Source organism: Azospirillum thiophilum (genome assembly GCF_001305595.1).
GTDB classification, from domain to species: Bacteria; Pseudomonadota; Alphaproteobacteria; order Azospirillales; family Azospirillaceae; genus Azospirillum; species Azospirillum thiophilum.
On record NZ_CP012407.1, the window covers coordinates 280,314 to 296,879 of the forward strand.

12 protein-coding genes are annotated in these 16,566 nt (G+C 69.3%); 6 read left to right on the forward strand and 6 right to left on the reverse strand.

Going from position 1 to position 16,566, the window contains the following annotated elements; translation table 11 throughout:
- Positions 1 to 65 precede the first annotated feature (65 nt).
- Together AL072_RS32425 and AL072_RS32430 are read right to left on the reverse strand one after the other, a co-directional pair.
- Entirely contained in the window at positions 66 to 1,451 is a 1,386-nt protein-coding gene (locus AL072_RS32425; RefSeq protein ID WP_045585361.1) for an ABC transporter ATP-binding protein, read from the reverse strand.
- Positions 1,441 to 2,259: an ABC transporter permease gene (locus tag AL072_RS32430; protein WP_045585362.1), complete on the reverse strand. Its 819-nt coding sequence runs from the start codon at positions 2,257 to 2,259 to the stop codon at positions 1,441 to 1,443. The genes AL072_RS32425 and AL072_RS32430 overlap by 11 nt, the downstream gene beginning before the upstream one ends.
- 269 nt (positions 2,260 to 2,528) lie before the next feature.
- Here AL072_RS32430 and cysD point away from each other — a divergent pair, with 269 nt between their 5' ends.
- The 3 genes from cysD (at position 2,529) to AL072_RS32445 (ending at position 6,002) form a co-directional block, all read left to right on the forward strand.
- Positions 2,529 to 3,380 carry a sulfate adenylyltransferase subunit CysD gene (cysD, locus tag AL072_RS32435; RefSeq protein WP_045585517.1) on the forward strand — a complete coding sequence of 284 codons (852 nt, stop codon included), beginning with the start codon at positions 2,529 to 2,531 and terminating at the stop codon, positions 3,378 to 3,380.
- On the forward strand, positions 3,380 to 5,293 hold the full coding sequence (gene cysN / locus AL072_RS32440) for a sulfate adenylyltransferase subunit CysN (RefSeq protein WP_045585363.1): 1,914 nt from the start codon (positions 3,380 to 3,382) through the stop codon (positions 5,291 to 5,293). Before cysD ends, cysN begins: the two co-directional genes overlap by 1 nt.
- Positions 5,294 to 5,423: 130 nt before the next feature.
- Positions 5,424 to 6,002: a hypothetical protein gene (locus AL072_RS32445; RefSeq protein ID WP_052710378.1), complete on the forward strand. Its 579-nt coding sequence runs from the start codon at positions 5,424 to 5,426 to the stop codon at positions 6,000 to 6,002.
- A 15-nt stretch (positions 6,003 to 6,017) separates the two neighbouring features.
- Here AL072_RS32445 and AL072_RS32450 read toward each other — a convergent pair whose 3' ends face one another.
- The 3 genes from AL072_RS32450 to AL072_RS34740 are packed head-to-tail and all read right to left on the reverse strand — an operon-like array spanning position 6,018 to position 10,529.
- A complete protein-coding gene (locus AL072_RS32450) occupies positions 6,018 to 7,442 on the reverse strand; it encodes a UdgX family uracil-DNA binding protein (RefSeq protein WP_425388626.1) in 1,425 nt (474 codons plus the stop codon).
- A gap of 11 nt (positions 7,443 to 7,453) precedes the next feature.
- Entirely contained in the window at positions 7,454 to 8,665 is a 1,212-nt protein-coding gene (locus tag AL072_RS32455; protein WP_045585365.1) for a putative DNA modification/repair radical SAM protein, read from the reverse strand.
- On the reverse strand, positions 8,658 to 10,529 hold the full coding sequence (locus tag AL072_RS34740; RefSeq protein WP_144428459.1) for a tetratricopeptide repeat protein: 1,872 nt from the start codon (positions 10,527 to 10,529) through the stop codon (positions 8,658 to 8,660). Before AL072_RS34740 ends, AL072_RS32455 begins: the two co-directional genes overlap by 8 nt.
- Positions 10,530 to 10,955: 426 nt before the next feature.
- Between AL072_RS34740 and AL072_RS32475 the strand changes: the two genes are divergently transcribed.
- Together AL072_RS32475 and AL072_RS32480 are read left to right on the forward strand one after the other, a co-directional pair.
- Positions 10,956 to 12,539: a transposase gene (locus AL072_RS32475; protein ID WP_045585369.1), complete on the forward strand. Its 1,584-nt coding sequence runs from the start codon at positions 10,956 to 10,958 to the stop codon at positions 12,537 to 12,539.
- Between the two features lie 190 nt (positions 12,540 to 12,729).
- Complete coding sequence (locus AL072_RS32480; RefSeq protein ID WP_045585370.1) at positions 12,730 to 13,401, forward strand: DUF2076 domain-containing protein; 672 nt, start codon at positions 12,730 to 12,732, stop codon at positions 13,399 to 13,401.
- A gap of 405 nt (positions 13,402 to 13,806) precedes the next feature.
- On the opposite strand, the gene AL072_RS32485 is transcribed toward AL072_RS32480, so the two are convergent.
- Positions 13,807 to 15,174, reverse strand: a complete 1,368-nt coding sequence (locus AL072_RS32485; protein ID WP_245637096.1) for a nucleotide sugar dehydrogenase — start codon at positions 15,172 to 15,174, stop codon at positions 13,807 to 13,809.
- 230 nt (positions 15,175 to 15,404) lie between these two features.
- On the opposite strand from AL072_RS32485, the gene AL072_RS32490 reads away from it, so the two are divergent.
- The gene (locus AL072_RS32490; protein ID WP_045585520.1) at positions 15,405 to 16,271 is read left to right on the forward strand and encodes a hypothetical protein; all 867 of its coding nucleotides are present in this window, start codon (positions 15,405 to 15,407) and stop codon (positions 16,269 to 16,271) included.
- Positions 16,272 to 16,566 lie beyond the last annotated feature (295 nt).

Genomic DNA, 16,566 nt, shown 5'->3' on the forward strand with positions numbered 1-16,566 from the left:
GGTGCGGTTTTCCTGCCTCACTCCGGGCTTGTTGGAGGGCCGGGGCGCTTGCCGGAAGGCGGGCTCTATTTTGTCGCAGGGGTGGAGCGGGGAGCGGAGGCCCCCTCCGCCTCCAGCGTGATCGCCAGCATCGGCATGCCGACCAGCCCGCGCACGACATGGCTGGCGTGGACCTTGAAGATCAGTGCGTCCTCGACCCAGTGATGCTGGACATGGTCGTTCTGCGTGCCCTCGGCGAGCGCCACGGTGATGGAGAAGTCGCCGCTGGGCAGATAGGGCATCTGGAAGCGGAAGCGGGCGGCGAAGTCCTGGCCGGCCGGCACCGTGACGGGGGCGAGCTGGTAGGTCAGGAAGGTGTTGTCGCCGAACAGGTTCTGGCCCAGCTTGTCCTTGACGTAGAAGCCGATGATGGGGCGGTGGACCTCCTGCTCGGCCCGGCAATCGACCTTCAGGACGATCACCTCGCCGCCTTCCAGCACGGCGAGCGGCTGTTCCTCCGCATCGAGGATCGAGACGCCGGTGATGGTGGCGCCGCGGTTGCCGAACCAGGGGCCGCTGTCGTTGAAGTCGAACAGCTCGATGGTGTTGCGGTGCTGGGAGGATTTCAGCAGTTCGGCGCGGGCGTCCTCCACCGGCTCCTCGCGCCTGGTCTGGGGCAGCGCCTGGCGGGCGCCGCCGATGCGGAAGCCGCGCGAGGTGTCCTGGTCGCTGTAGAGCGCGGCCAGATAGTCGTGGCAGACCTCCTTGGCCGGGCCGATCGCCCGCACCGAGCCGTTGTCCAGCCACACCACCCGGTCGCACAGGTTCACCACCTGTCCGGTGTCGTGCGAGACGAAGAACAGGGTGCCGCGCTCCTTGAAGCGGTGGATGAAGCGCATGCATTTCTGGGTGAAGGACGCGTCGCCGACCGCCAGGATCTCGTCGACGATCATGACGTCGGCATCGACATGGGCCGCCACCGCGAAGGCGAGGCGGGCGTACATGCCGCTGGAATAGAGCTTCACCGGCTGCTCGATGAAGTCGCCGATGCCGGCGAACTCGGCGATGGACTGGTAGCGCTCGGCGATCTGCTCGTTCGACAGTCCGAGCACCGAGGCGGCGAGATAGACGTTCTCGCGCCCGCTGAACTCCGGGTTGAAGCCGGCGCCCAGCTCCAGCAGCGCCGCGATGCGGCCGTCCACCGTGATGCGGCCGGAGGTCGGCGTCAGCGTGCCGCACAGCAGTTGAAGGAAGGTCGACTTGCCCGAGCCGTTGCGGCCGATCAACCCGACCGTCTCGCCGCGGCGGACCTCCAGGTCGACGCCGCGCAGCGCCCAGTACTCGTCGTAATATTTGCGCCGGCCGCGCACCAGCATCTGCTTCAGCCGGTCCTGCGGGCGCTTGAAGATGGCGTAGGCCTTGCCCAGCCCCTCGGCGCAGATGACGACAGGGGTATCGGTCTCAGACGACATCGGCGAACCCCCGGCGGGTCTTCATGAACCAGAGATAGCCGAGCCAGGCCACCACCCAGGAGCCCAGCGTCGCCAGCCCCCAGTCGACCGGCGACGGGATGTTGCCCCAGAACAGCAGATCCTTGGATTGTTCCAGGATCGCGGTCATCGGGTTCAGGTGCAGGATGGCGCGGAAGCGCTCCGGGATCGCGGTCATCGGGTAGAAGATCGGGCTGAGGAACATCAGCACGGTGACGCCGACCCCGACCACCTGCCGGATGTCGCGCAGGAACACCCCGGCCGCGGCGAAGAACCAGCTCAAGCCCAGCGTAGTCAGGCAGAGCGGCACCAGCACCAGCGGCAGCAGAAGCGCCGTCGGCGGCGGCAGCCCGGCCACCAGCAGATGGAAGACCAGCAGGATGACGAAGCCGATGCCGGCGTTGAACAATGCTACCGCCAGCGACACCAGCGGCAGGATCTCCAGCGGGAAGACCACCTTCTTGATGTAGCTGACATTCTCCAGCAGGAGCCCGGGCGCCCGGTTCAGGCATTCGCCCAGTACGTTGAACAGGATCAGGCCGGAGAACAGCAGCAGGGCGAATTCGGTGTTGCTCCCCCCCGTTGCCCCCCAGCGCGCCTGGAACACCACCGAGAAGACGAAGGTGTAGACCGCCAGCATCAGGATCGGGTTCAGCACCGCCCAGACGATGCCCAGCACGGACCCGCGGTACCGGGCGTCGATCTCCCGCCGGGCGAGCCGCATGATCAGCGACTTGTGGTGCCAGGCGGCCTGGAAAAGGGCAAAGGGACCGGCGCCGAAACCCGCCACCTTAGGGTTTCCCGACTGAGAGCTGAGCAATTTTAAGTATTCCCCGTCTGCGGCCGGCCGACCATAACCCCCGCTCCGGCACCGTTCAAGCGAAAGTCCCGCTCCACAATCAGCAAGCGTTACGTCTTATAAAGACTTTCATCCATATGGTGAGTGGTGTTCCCGCCCCCCGCCCCGTCCCGTCCCTAACGGAGAGCCTGGCGCCCGTGCAGATCATTCCCTCCCCCCTCTCCCATCTCCAGCGGCTGGAGGCGGAGAGCATCCACATCATGCGCGAGGTGGCGGCCCAGTTCCGCAAGCCGGTCATGCTCTATTCGGTGGGCAAGGACAGCTCGGTGCTGCTGCATCTGGCGATGAAGGCCTTCCACCCGTCCAGGCCGCCCTTCCCGCTGCTGCATGTCGACACCACCTGGAAATTCCGGGAGATGATCGCCTTCCGCGACCGCATGGTGCGGGATCTCGGGCTCGACCTGCTCGTTCACGTCAACCAGGAGGGGGTCCGCCGGGGCATCGGCCCGGTCAGCCACGGTTCGGCCGTCCACACCGACGTGATGAAGACGCAAGCGCTGAAACAGGCGCTCGATGCCCACGGATTCGACGCCGCCTTCGGCGGGGCGCGGCGCGACGAGGAGAAGAGCCGGGCCAAGGAGCGCATCTTCTCCTTCCGCACGGCCACCCACCGCTGGGAGCCGAAGAACCAGCGGCCGGAGCTGTGGAACCTCTACAACGGGCGCATCGGCAAGGGCGAGAGCATCCGCGTCTTCCCGCTGTCGAACTGGACCGAGCTGGACATCTGGCACTATATCCAGCAGGAGGGCATCCCGGTGGTGCCGCTCTATTTCGCCAAGCCCCGCCCGGTGGTGGAGCGCGACGGCACCCTCATCATGGTCGATGACGACCGGCTGCCGCTCAGGCCCGGCGAGACGCCGGAGATGGCCTGGGTGCGCTTCCGCACGCTCGGCTGCTACCCGCTGACCGGAGCCGTGCGCAGCACCGCCGCCACCCTGCCCGAGATCATCCGCGAGATGCTGCTGTCCACCAGTTCGGAACGGCAGGGCCGGGTGATCGACCAGGACGCCGCCGCCTCGATGGAAGCGAAGAAGCAGGAAGGCTACTTCTGATGCCGAAGGATCCCGACCTCCCTGCCCCTCCCGATGCTCCCATGGACGTGCAGGCGTATCTGGCCCGCCACGACGGCAAGGATCTGCTGCGCTTCATCACCTGCGGGTCGGTGGACGACGGCAAGTCGACGCTGATCGGCCGGCTGCTCTACGACTGCCACTGCCTGTTCGAGGACCAGCTGGCCGGGCTGGAAACGGACTCCGGCCGCTTCGGCACCACCGGCGCCGGCCAGCTCGATCTGGCGCTGCTGGTCGACGGGCTGGCGGCGGAGCGCGAGCAGGGCATCACCATCGACGTCGCCCACCGCTTCTTCACCACCGAACGGCGCAAGTTCATCGTCGCCGACACGCCCGGCCACGAGCAGTACACCCGCAACATGGTCACCGGCGCCTCGACCGCGGATGCCGCGGTACTGCTGGTCGACGCGCGCAAGGGCGTGCTGACCCAGACCCGGCGCCACAGCACCATCGTCTCGCTGCTGGGCGTGCGCCATGTCGTGCTGGCGGTCAACAAGATGGACGCCGTCGGCTGGGACCGCGAGACCTTCGAGCGCATCGCCGCCGACTACCGCGTGTTCGCCCAGCGCATCGGCATCGCCGGCGTCACCTGCATCCCGGTCTCGGCACTGACCGGCGACAACGTCACCAAGCCATCCAATTCCATGGGCTGGTACGGCGGCCCGACCCTGCTCGGCCATCTGGAGAGCGTGGACGCCGCGGCGCAAGAGACGCTCGGCGCCTTCCGCATGGCGGTGCAGTGGGTGAACCGACCCCACCAGGATTTCCGCGGCTTCTGCGGCACGGTTGCCGGCGGCCCGCTGCGCCCGGGCGATGCCGTCGCCATCCTGCCCGGCGGGCGGACCAGCCGGGTGTCCCGCATCGTCACCATGGACGGCGAGCTGGAGGTGGCGGTGCCCGGCCAGGCCGTCACCCTGGTGCTGGCCGACGAGGTCGACGCCAGCTGCGGCGACATGATCGCCGCCGCCGCCGGCCGGCCGGAGGTCGCCGACCAGTTCGCGGCCCATGTGGTGTGGATGGACGAGCAACCGCTGCTGCCCGGCCGCTCCTATCTGCTGCGGGCCGGCACGGCGACGGTCGGCGCCCAGGTGACCGAGCTGAAGCACGCCATCAACGTCAACACCCAGGAGCATGCCGCCGCCAAGCATCTGGACCTGAACGACGTCGGCTTCTGCAATCTGGCGCTCGACCGGCCGATCCCGTTCGACGCCTATGCCGACAGCCGCGAGACCGGCAGCTTCATCCTGATCGACCGGCTGACCAACGCCACCGCCGGCTGCGGCATGATCCGCTTTCCCCTGCGCCGGGCCTCCAACATCCACCGCCACGCCTCGAAGGTGGACAAGGCGGCGCGGGCGGGGGACTTGCAGAAGCCCTGCGTGCTGTGGTTCACCGGCCTGTCCGGCTCCGGCAAGTCCAGCGTCGCCGACCGGTTGGAGCAGGAACTGCACCGGCAGGGCCGCCGCACCATGATCCTGGACGGCGACAATGTCCGCCACGGCCTGAACAAGGATCTGGGCTTCACCGACGAGGACCGGGTGGAGAACATCCGCCGCGTCGCCGAGGTGTCGAAGCTGATGGTGGAGGCAGGGCTGATCGTGCTGGTCAGCTTCATCTCCCCCTTCCGCGAGGAGCGCCGCATGGCCCGCTCCCTGGTGGAGGACGGCGAGTTCCTGGAGATCTTCATGGACACGCCGCTGGAGGTCTGCGAGGCCCGCGACCCCAAGGGGCTCTACAAGAAGGCCCGTGCCGGCCAGCTTCCCCACTTCACCGGCATCGACAGCGCCTATGAGCCGCCGGAAGCGCCGGAGATCACGCTGAAGGGCGGCGAACACGGCACCGACGAGATGCTCGCCCAGGTGATCGGGGAACTGCGGCGCCGGGGGGTGATTTGATCGTGCCGTCCCCGCTCCGGCTCCCCGGCGATGAAGATGCTCATGATGCCGCACATATGAAGCATTCTATTGCCTCTTCCCTCCCGTTTCGCGATGATTTTTCAGGAGATCATGCAATCGGAGAGGGTGGATGTATTACGTGGAGGCGCTGGAGCCTATGGTCGGCTTCCTGCGCAGCATCGGCATCGGCGTCGAGTATGGCGAAGGGGCGAAGGAGGGCTTCCTGCCTGGCGTCAATATCCATGCCGGGGTGATCCACGTCGATCCCGACACGCTGGTCGGGTCGGGCGACGTGCTGCACGAGGCGGGACACATCGCCGTTGTGCCGCGGGCATACTGGCCGCGGCTGAACAGGGATCTCCAGGGCGACGCCCGGGCCCAGGTCGCGGCGGCCGAGCAGGCCGGCGATCCCGCCGCCGTCCATCTGCGGCGGGCGGCGGAAAGCGGGGAGTTGATGGCGCAGGCCTGGTCCTATGCCGCAGCGTTGCATCTCGGCTATTCGCCGGCCTGCGTGTTCTTCCCCGGCTCCTACTATCACGAGCCTTACGAGGGGGACCATCCCACCCATGTCTGGCTGGACAGCGGCACCCATTTCGGCCCGGTGATGCTGGCCCAGGCCGGGATCACCGGCTTTTCCGGAATCGTCGGCGCCGCCTGGAACAACGGCCTGCCCCCCTTCCCGCAGATGAGCCGCTGGACCGTGGACTGACGCCGGCAGGGCGCATCACCCCGGTCCTTCCACCATTCCCCGCGCCTGCCGCAGGTCGGCGACGAAGTCCCGGCAGGCCTGCTCCGCGCCGTCACCGGCCGGCAGGCGCAGCAGGTAGGAGGGGTGGACGGTGACGAAGCCGTCCCACCCCTCCGATCCCGTTCGGCAGAACCGCATCGGCCCGCGTTCCCGCAGCACCGAGACGCTGCGCCCGGTGAGCGCGAGTGCCGCGGTGGCGCCCAGCGCCACCACCAGGCGCGGGCGGACGAAGCCCAGCTCCTTCATCAGCCACCAGCGGTAATGCTTCACCTCGCCGGCGGTCGGCGACTGGTGCAGGCGGCGCTTGCCGCGGGCGGCGAACTTGAAGTGCTTCACCGCGTTGGTCAGGTAGGCGCCGCCGCGCTCGATGCCGGCCTCTTCCAGCGCGCGTGTCAGCAGCTGCCCGGCCGGACCGACGAAGGGACGGCCCTCCAGGTCCTCCTGGTCGCCCGGCTGCTCGCCGACGATGGCGATGGCGGCCCCCTCCGGCCCCTCGCCCAGCACCGCCTTCGTCGCTCCCGGCACCAATGGATCCGCGGCCAGGATGATGCGGTTCAGTTCTGCGAGGCTCGCCGGCTCCTGCCGGGCCATGGCGGCGACGGCCCTGTCGGGGGTGCGGCGGCGGGGGGCGGCGGCTTCGGCCTCGATCATCGCCTGGACCCGCGCGGGGGCGGAGCGGATCAGCGCCGGGATCGCCGCCGCCTCCGGCAGGTTGGCCCAGTATTTCCGCGGCATCTCCGCCCGCATCGCGGTGGGGTTCACCCGCGCCGGGTTGAAGGTGCTCTCGTAATAGCGCTGCCAGCCCTCGGCGAAGCGGTCGTCGCGGTCGAGCCCCTCCGGCCTCAAAGCCGCCGGCCCGACGGTCAGCGAGCGCCGGTCCCACTGCAGGGATCCCACCGGCGTCAGGATGGTCCAGACCAGGCTCTCGAAGCGCTCGACGAAGAAGGGGGCGGTGGCCTCGACGATGAAATGGCCGGGCTCGAACCACGCGACGTAGCGTTCGGCTCCATCGGGATCGTGGACCTCATGGAAGCGCAGGAAGGCGTGCATTTTGTGCAGGTCGCGCCGTACCGCCTTGTCGAGCAGCGCCAGCCGATGGACCAGCGGGTCGGCATGGTGGTCGAGGATGTCGCGCTCCCCCCGCACCACCCGCCGGACCAGCCGGTGCAGCAGGGCGTAGCGTTCCGGATCGCGGTGGCATACCACGGTACCGATCAGCGCCCCCACCGGCCGGGGCAGCGGAACCGGCGGCGCATCGGCCGGCAGCGGAGCCGCATCCCCGAACAGCGACGGCGCCGCCCCGCCGCTCCAAACCACGTCATCGGGCTCCACGCCCGCGGCGACCAGCCCGCGCAGCGCGCGGCGGAAGCCGTCGAGGTCGGCGCCGTCCTTCAGGTCCACGCGATGCATGTTCAGAACAGGCTGAGCTGCTTGGGCGGCGCCACCAGCCTTTGCCGCAGGTCGGTGCGGTCGGTCAGCCCGCCCGGATGATGGTCGGCGGCGATCAGGAAGGCGCGCGCCCGCTTCAGCCCGGACGACAGCCGGGCCACATCCTCCAGCCGCAGGGTGGTGTGGCGCCGCGCCTCGACGATCTTGTCGACCGCCCGCGCCCCCAGCCCCGGCACGCGCAGCAGCATCTCGCGGTCGGCGCTGTTGACGTCGACCGGAAAGCGCCCGCGGTTCTTCAGGGCCCAGGCCAGCTTGGGATCGATGCCCAGATCCAGCATCCCGCCCTCGCCGCCGGCGGCGATCTCCTCCACCGTGAAGCCGTAATAGCGCAGCAGCCAGTCGGCCTGGTACAGCCGGTTCTCGCGCTGCAGCGGCGGCGGCTTGGCCGGCAGGGCGGAGCTTGCCTCCGGGATCGGGCTGAAGGCCGAATAATAGACCCGGCGCAGCCCATAGCGGCGATAGAGCGTGTCGCTGGTCTCCAGCACCGACAGGTCGGTGGAGGCGTCGGCGCCGACGATCATCTGGGTGCTCTGGCCGGCGGGGGAGAAGCGGCGCTTCTCCTCCTTGGCCTCCAGGATGCGCTCGCCGATTTGCCCCATCACCGCCTTGATCGCGCCGCCGTCCTTCTCCGGCGCGAATTCCTTCAGGCTGCGGTCGGAGGCGAGTTCCAGGTTGATCGACAGCCGGTCGGCCCACAGCCCGGCCTGCTCGATCAGCCAGGGGCTGGCCTCCGGGATCGTCTTCAGGTGGATGTAGCCGGCGAAGCCATGGTCGCGCCGCAGCGTGCGCGCCACCAGCATCAGCTGCTCCATCGTGTAATCGGGCGAGCGGACGATGCCGGAGGACAGGAACAGTCCTTCGATGCAGTTGCGCTTGTAGAAGCCCAGCGTCAGCCGAACCACCTCGTCCACGCTGAAGCGGGCGCGCCGCACGTTGGAGGAGCGGCGGTTGATGCAGTAGGCGCAGTCGAACAGGCAATAGTTGGTCAGCAGGATCTTGAGCAGCGAGACGCAGCGCCCGTCCGGCGTATAGGCGTGGCAGATGCCGGCCCCGGTGGTCGAGCCCAATCCGTCCGGCCCGCCCGTCCGGCGCTTGGCCCCCGACGAGGCGCAGGAGGCGTCGTATTTCGCCGAGTCGGCCAGAATCCCAAGCTTGTCGAGCAGCGCGTCATCCACCGTGGAGGCTTCCCTCTCCCGTTCCGATGTTCGCAATATGTTCTTTTGAAGGCAAAAGGCAAGCCGAATGGCGGGGGCAAAATCGTGCCTCCGGCGGCGGCCCCCTCAGCTCTCCGCAAGCGCCTTGCGCAGCACGCCGTCCTAATCGCCCGGCGCCTCCTGCCGGAACAGCCAGACCGACGGATACCAGACCGTGTCGCCGCACCCCTGCATCCAGCGCCAGTCGGCGGCATGGGGAAGCAGCGCCCAGGCCGGACATCCCAGCCCGCCGGTGAGATGGACGGTCGAGTTGTCCACCGACACCACCAGATCCATGGCGGCGATCAGCGCCGCCAGCCCGTCGATGTCGCCCCAGGCATCCAACCCCGGATCGGCGATGCCGGCGGCGGCGGCCTCCGCCGCGACGTCGCCATATTGCAGGCTGACCAGTTTGACATCCCCACCGTCCAGCGCGCCGGCCAGCCGGGATGGAGCGCAGATGCCCGACCGAGGCGTTCTTGCTGCTCCAGGAAAGCCCGACCAGCCGATGTCCATGGCCGTTCCCGATCCGCCGCCGCAGCTCCGCCACCCGCCCGGGATCGGCCTTCAGGAAGGGAGGCTGGCGGCCGGCGAAATCCCCGATCCGCCGGCGCATGAGGCGCGGCAGGCTGCCGGCCGGGATTTGCGCGACCACGTCCGGCGCGGTCAGCCGGCCGCTCAACAACGGTTCCGTCCGCGCGACCACGGTGACGTTCGGCAGGCCGCGGGCGAACAGCGGGGCCAGCCGCGCGTCGCAGTCCAGCACCACCCGCAAGCGATCCCGGACCAGCTGCGGGATCAGGCTGGCGAACATCACCTCGTCACCCAGCCCCTGTTCGCCCCACACCAGCAGGGCGCCGTCGGCCAAGGGCCTCCCGTCCCAAAGCGGCTGGGGAAAGCCGACCCGTGGTAAGCGGCCGGAGGATGCCGCCCAACCCTGCTCATACTCGTCCCACCCCTCCGCCAGCCGGCCGAGCGTCAGCAGGGCGATGGAGCGGTTGAAGCGGGCCTGGGTATTGGTGGCGGGGTCGATGCCGGCCGCCTGTTCGTAGGCGCCCGCCGCCTCCCCGGCACGCCCCTGTGCCATCAGGACGGAGCCCAGCGTGTTCCAGCCGGCGGCAAAGCCGGGGGCCGCGGCGACCGCGGCCCGCGCGTCCTCCTCCGCCGCTTCCAGCCTGTCCAGCCTCAGCCAGCTGTCGGCGCGGTTGTTCAGCAGCACGGGGTTGCCCGGCAGCAGGACCAGCCCGCGGCCATAGCCGGTCACCGACTGCGCAAGGGCCTCTCCCCGCCGCCTTCCCCCCTTCAGCCGGTTGGCAAGCTCATTCCACAGGACGGGGTCGCCGAGGGCGAGCGCCAGGTCGATCCGTGCGGCCGCCACGGCCCGCCCGAGCCCCCGTTCCGTGGCCGCCAGCCGCAGCAGCGCCCCGGGATGGGCCGGGTCCAGCACCAGCACCGTGCGGAAGCCGTTCCGCGCCCGCGCGGCCTGCCCCAGATCCTGGAGCAGCCCCGCCAGTTGGAAGCGCGTCTCCGCCTCCTCCGGCCGCAGGGCGGCGGCATGGGCGTAATGGCGGGCGGCCTGGTCTGGCCGGTTCAGCGCGGCCTGGACCCGCGCCAGATTGACATGGAAATCGGCGATGTCGGGAGCGGCGGCGATGGCCTGCCCGATCCGGCCTGTGGCTTCCTCCGGCCGTCCGGTCAGCGCCGCCAGGATGCCCCACAGGTGAAGCGCATGGGGATGGCCGGGGGATGCCTCGAGGATACGGCGATACAGGATGTCGGCTTTGTCGAAGCGGCCGGCCTCCTGATGGTCCAACGCCGCGGTCAGCGCTTCCTGCAATGTTGCCATGGCCCCTCTTAAGGGTGGGGGAAATCGCCGGTCCAGGCCCCGCTCCAAGCCCGGCCCCTCCGGTGCGCAAATTGTGGGGGCGCCGTCTTGACAGGAAAGCGGGACGGGGCCACGTGCTCAGCACCTGGATCCGGGCCCCTCTGGCGACTTAGACGTGGTCGCGATGTCGGATCTCTTCACCTGCTCTTGCGCCGACGGGCGTGACCTTGGCAGCATGCAAGTCCGCGGCTTTGTCCATGGGAGCAGCGCTGCTTCGCCGCAAGCGAAATCGCTGGGACATTAGCTAGGGAGGCGCTTTCTAATAGCGACAAGCGAGCATCGCTCGAAGAACAACGCCGTCAAGTCCTGTACTTCGCCTGCATCGGCGGCGCCGCGCCGCTTGCCGTCATTACGCAGACCATTGACAGACAGAGGAATGTCTAACCCATGCGCGCCGCCACCCCGTCCTTCATCGCCGAGTTTCTACTGCGCACCAACGCGGTGGACGAGCGTGTATTGGCGGTGCGTTTTGAGGCGGCACACCACATCTACAATGCCTGCCTGGGCGAGGCGTTGAGGCGCCTCGACCTCATGCGCCAATCCAAAGACTGGCAGTCCGCCCGCGCCATGCTCAAAGGAAAGCAGCGCACGGCGTTGTTCAAGGCGACCATGCTGCGTTTCGGCTTCTTCTCCGCATCGGTCCAGAAGCACGCCGAGGCGTGCCGGGACGCTTGCTGGATCGGCCAGCACCTCGGCAGCCACGACACGCAGACCACGTCCTTGCGCGCCTTCAAGGCGGTGCAGATGCACGCCTTCGGCAAACGGGGACGCCCCCGTTTCAAGGGCAAGAACCGCCTGCACTCGATCGAGGGCAAAGGCGACGCGGTGATCCGCTTGCGCTGGCAAGATGATCGGCCCATTATGCTGTGGGACGGTCTCGCCCTGCCCCTCAAGCTCGATCCCTGCGACCGCGACGGCTGGCAGCGGCAAGCGCTGTCGTGCCGCACCAAGTACGTCCGCGTCCTGCGACGTAGCGTGCGCGGCAAGACGCGCTGGTACGCCCAACTGGTGCAGGAGGGGCTTGCCCCGCGTAAGGAGCGCCTGCCGGTCGGTGCTGGCATCGTCGGCCTGGACCTCGGGCCAAGCACCATCGCCGCCGTGTCGGACACGGATGCCACGCTGGAGCCGTTCTGCCCAGGCGTGGCCGACATGGACCGGGTGATCCGTCGTCTCCAGCGCGCCATGGACCGGTCCCGCCGCGCCACCAACCCCGACGCCTTCAATGCGGACGGCACGTACCGCCGGGGTGCGCGCATCGCAGTGCGCTCGCGCCGCTACCGCGTCCTGGCGGCCAAGAAGGCCGAGGTGGAACGGTGTCTGGCAGCGGAGCGAAAGCGTGCCCACGGCGAACTCGCCAACCGGGTGCTGGCGCAGGGGAACACCATCAAGACGGAGAAAGTGAGTTACCGGAGCTTCCAGAGGAATTTCGGCCGGAGCGTGAAGCGTCGCGCGCCGTCCCTGTTCGTCTCGATTCTGAAGCGCAAGGCTGCGAGTGCCGGCGCTTCGGTGGTCGAGTTTGCAACGCGGACGACGCGGCTGTCGCAGGTCAGCCACGACACGGGCGAGTGCGTGAAGAAGCCGCTGTCGCAGCGGTGGCACGTGCTTGCTGATGGCAGCCGGGTGCAGCGCGATCTGTACTCGGCGTGGCTGGCGCGCTTCGTCGAACAGGACAGGCTCGACGCATTCCAGTGCGCGTTGCATTGGGCGGCTGCGGAACCGCTGCTGAAACGGGCGGCGTCGAGCTTCAACCAATCTGCGAGCGGGGCGGGATTTGCCCTTCCCCACGTCCGCCCTGGCAACAGGGGGGGCGTCGGAGCGGATCGTCCGTTGCAGGGGGAGGGTCGCTGGACCGAGGCTGCGGATGCTGTAGCGCAAGCGGGAGCCGCAGAGAGGTCCGGCACAGACACCCCCAGAACCCCCGGCGTTAGCTATGGGGAGGTTCAGCGCACTTGGAGGGACTACCTTTGCTGAAAGACCGACAGCCCCGCACCGAAGCCCGGCACTCCCCGCCCCTACCCTGGTCCAATCCCGTCTTTCACTCATTCTGCGGATGCAGGCCCGCGCCAGCGTTCCTGCCAGCCGACAGGTGCCGAGGGGTGACCGAACCAGGGGCCTTTCTGCTCTCTTCCTTTTGCAACCCTCTTTGAGGACCAGCATCGCCATGGACCACACCGAACGCCAGATCATCGACGACCTGTTCGCCAAGCTGCACCAGGCCGAGGCGCAATCCGGCCCGCGTGATCCCGAGGCCGAGGGGCTGATCCGCGACCGGATCGCCCGCCAGCCGGCAGCCCCCTATCTGATGGCGCAGGCCATCGTGATGATGGAACAGGCGCTCGCCGCCAGCCAGTCCCGCAACGAGGAGCTGGAGCGTCAGCTGCGCGAGCGTCCCGCCGCTCCCGCCGCCGCTCCGGCGGGCGGCGGCGGGCTGTTCGGCAGCCTGTTCGGCGGCAGCGGCAAGCCCGCCCCGCAGCCGTCATATCCGGCTGCTGCCCCGGCTGCCGCTGCCCCCTCCCCCGCCATGCCGGCCGGGTCGCCCTGGGGCCGCCCGCCGGCCGCCACCCCGGCTTATGGCGACCCGCGCGTCGCCGGCTACGCCCAGCAGCCGCGGGCCGGCGGCGGCTTCATGGCCGGTGCCATGCAGACCGCGGCCGGCGTCGCCGGCGGCATGCTGATCGGCAGCGCGCTCTCCGGCATGTTCTCCGGCGGCGAGGCCATGGCCGGTGAGGCCGCCACCGCGGCCACCGATGCGGCCACCGCCGCCACCGACCATGCCGAGCAGGCGGTGGAGGACAGCGGCTGGGGCGATTTCGGCGGCGAAGAGGAACTCTGATCCCGGTCCACGGCAGGGGCCCGGCCACCCGGCCGGACCCCTGCCGCATCCCCATCGACTTAATGTCCCCTATCGGGAACTAATTCCTATAAAATGGCGTCGGATCCAGCGTCTCAGGGAGCCGACGCCATGCCCGCCGCCTTCGACGTCCTCCACCGGGACCGCCTGCCTGTCCTTCCCCTTCCCCTGCCGCGGCCGGCGGGTGGAACGGAAGCGTGGGGTGTGTTTCACGCTGTTCCATCCTCATCCGCCATCGGGACTGCGGATGGAACGGGACGCGGCGGCATGTTCCATGCTGTTCCATGCGCCGCCGCCGCCGCCGACAGGGCGGCGGATGGAACAGGATCCCGCCCCCTGTTTCACGCTGTTCCAGATGCCGGCCGGTGCCTCTTCCCCGCCCCGGCGTCAGGCCTTCACGATGCGGTCGGCGAAGCCCTCCACGGCGCGCATGGCGTTGCGGGTGTCGACCACGAGCGGGCAATGGGCGGCGAGGCTCTGGTAATCGATGCCGTCATGGTCGGTCACGACCACCGCCGCGTCGAATCCCGCCAGCGTCCCGGGCTCCCAGGCGATGGAGGCGCGGCCGGCGAGCGCCGCATGTTCGCGGGTGACCGGCAGCACCGGGATGAAGGGGTCGTGGTACTCGACCGCCGCCCCGCGCTCCAGCAGCATCTCCATCAGCCGCAGGCCCGGCGATTCCCGGCTGTCGTCGACGTTCTTCTTGTAGGCCATGCCGACCAGCAGGATGCGCGCGCGGCTCAGCCCGATCCCGGACCGGCGGTCGAGCGCCAGGGCGAGGCGGTCGACCACATGGCGCGGCATCATCGTGTTGACCTCTCCCGCCAGCTCGATGAAGCGGGTGGAGATCTGGTACTCGCGCGCCTTCCAGGTCAGGTAGAAGGGGTCGATCGGGATGCAGTGGCCGCCCAGCCCCGGGCCGGGATAGAAGGGCATGAAGCCGAAGGGCTTGGTCTTCGCCGCCTCGATCACCTCCCAGATGTCGATGCCCATCGGCTCGAAGACGATCTTCAACTCGTTCACCAGGGCGATGTTGACCGAGCGGAAGATGTTCTCGGTCAGCTTGGTCGCCTCGGCCGCCCGCGTGCCGGACACCGCCACCACCTGCGGCACCACCTGTTCGTAGAGGGCCACCGCCAGCCGCCGCGCGCCCTCGTCGTCGCCGCCGACCACCTTGGGGATGGTGCTGGTGGTGAAGGTGATGTTGCCGGGATCCTCGCGCTCGGGCGAATAAGCCAGGAAGAAGTCCCGGCCGCTGGCAAGCCCGGTCTGCTCCAGGATCGGCCGCATCACCTCGTCGGTGGTGCCGGGCCAGGTGGTCGATTCCAGCACCACGAGCTGTCCTGCCCGCAGCCGGTCGCGGATCAGGCGGGTGGACGCCTCGACGAAGCTCAGGTCCGGTTCGCGCTGCGGCGACAGCGGCGTCGGCACGCAGACGATCACGGCATCGCAGGCCGTGAAGGTGTCCGCGTCGGTCGTCGCCCGGAACCGCCCGGTCGCCACGGCCTGGGCGATCCGGTCGTTCCCGATCTGCCGGATGTAGGAGCGTCCATCGTTCAGCGCCTCCGTCTTCGCCGGGTCGATGTCGAAGCCGACCACCGTGAAGCCCGCCCCCGTCAGCGCCAGGGCCAGCGGCAGCCCGACATAGCCGAGCCCGATCACGGCGATCCGCGCGCTGCGGCTGCGATAGGCGCTTTCCAGGGCTCCGATGTCGGAAGCCTGGATATCGGGCGCGGTGTCCGGTGTGCTCATCATGCCGTTCCGTATCGACGCTTTGAATGTGGAGGAGCTGGCTGCCCGGACGGCTGTCCCGCCTGCGGCAGCGGAATGTGTGACGGTCGCCACGGCTTTGCGCAACCCCCCGTTCCGCCCCCCCGTTCCGCATGGGGGCCGGGGGGCGGTCCTGCGGATGCTTCGGCCGGAAACCCTGGCATCGGCACCGCGAAGGGTGGCAGTTTCCCTCGAACCGACGGATGCCGCCCGCCATGACGCCCCCTCCCCCTCTCCTCCTTCCCCAGCAGATCGCTCCGGTGGACGGCCGCCAGTCGGCGCTGACCGCCCGCCATCTGGGCGGCGACCCGGAGGCGCTCTACGATTACTTCATGGCCCTGCGCGGGGAGAGCGACCGGGCGCTCGCCGGCCTGCCGCCGGCGGGCGGCAAGCCCTATCCCTATGGCCGCTGCGAGGAGATCACCCGCGACCTCTTCGCCCGCCTGTCGCAGCGTCTGGCCCAGCCGGCCGGCCCGGTGGAACGCGCGCTGCGCGCCTTCGTCGAGGGGGGCGGCGTGCTGCAGAGCGTCTGGGGCGTCCTGCGCGAGCAATATTTCCAGAACGCGCTGCAGATCGGCGCGCTCTATGTCGACGTGTCGAACGACACGGTGGTGGTCACCAAGCCGAAGGTGGAGATCCTGCCCGTCGAGTCCTCCGGCCTGGTACCGGTGCGCGACCTCGATCATTTCCGGCAGACGGCGGAGCGCTATTGGGGGGCGACGCTCTACGCCAACCATCTGGCCCCGACCCTGGCCCCCCTGCTGCCGATCCTGTCGGTCAGCCCCGGCCGGCTGGCGCCCGGCCTGCAATCGGCCTGCGACTACATGATCGCGCTGATGTGCCGCGACGGCTTCCAGGACGCCCAACGCTGGCTGGAGACCGCCCCCGCCCCGCCCGCGGAACTCGCCGCCGCCTGTCTCGCCGCCATCCCCGCCGACCTGCGCCCGCTGACCGGCCAGCCCCGGCTGGAGGCGGTCGCCGCTTGCCGCCGCGCGCGGGAAGCCGCCTGCTGGGCCGACCCCGACTGGCGCACCGCCCGCGTGCTCGACTATCTGCGGCTGATGCGCGGGGCGGGAAGTTAAGCCGCCTTGCCCAGATGCGGCAGCGGCTTGATGGCGTCCAGCGCATCGCCGCCCTCGAGACCCGCAGCCGGACGGAGAAGCAAAAAGGAGGGGTTGAGCGGAGCAACTTGAAAAAGGCTGCCCCGGCCCCCATCTCGGAACATGGCCGACACCGCATTCGCGGTGCGCTTCCCTGCCCCCTCCGGTTCATCGAGGGGGAGCTTTCCTCGGGGAACGCCGGTCTTTTGGGGGCATGCCCGTTCCGGGGCCTGTCCCGCTTATCGGAGCCTTGCCGGGCGGTGTCCGCCGCAATGGC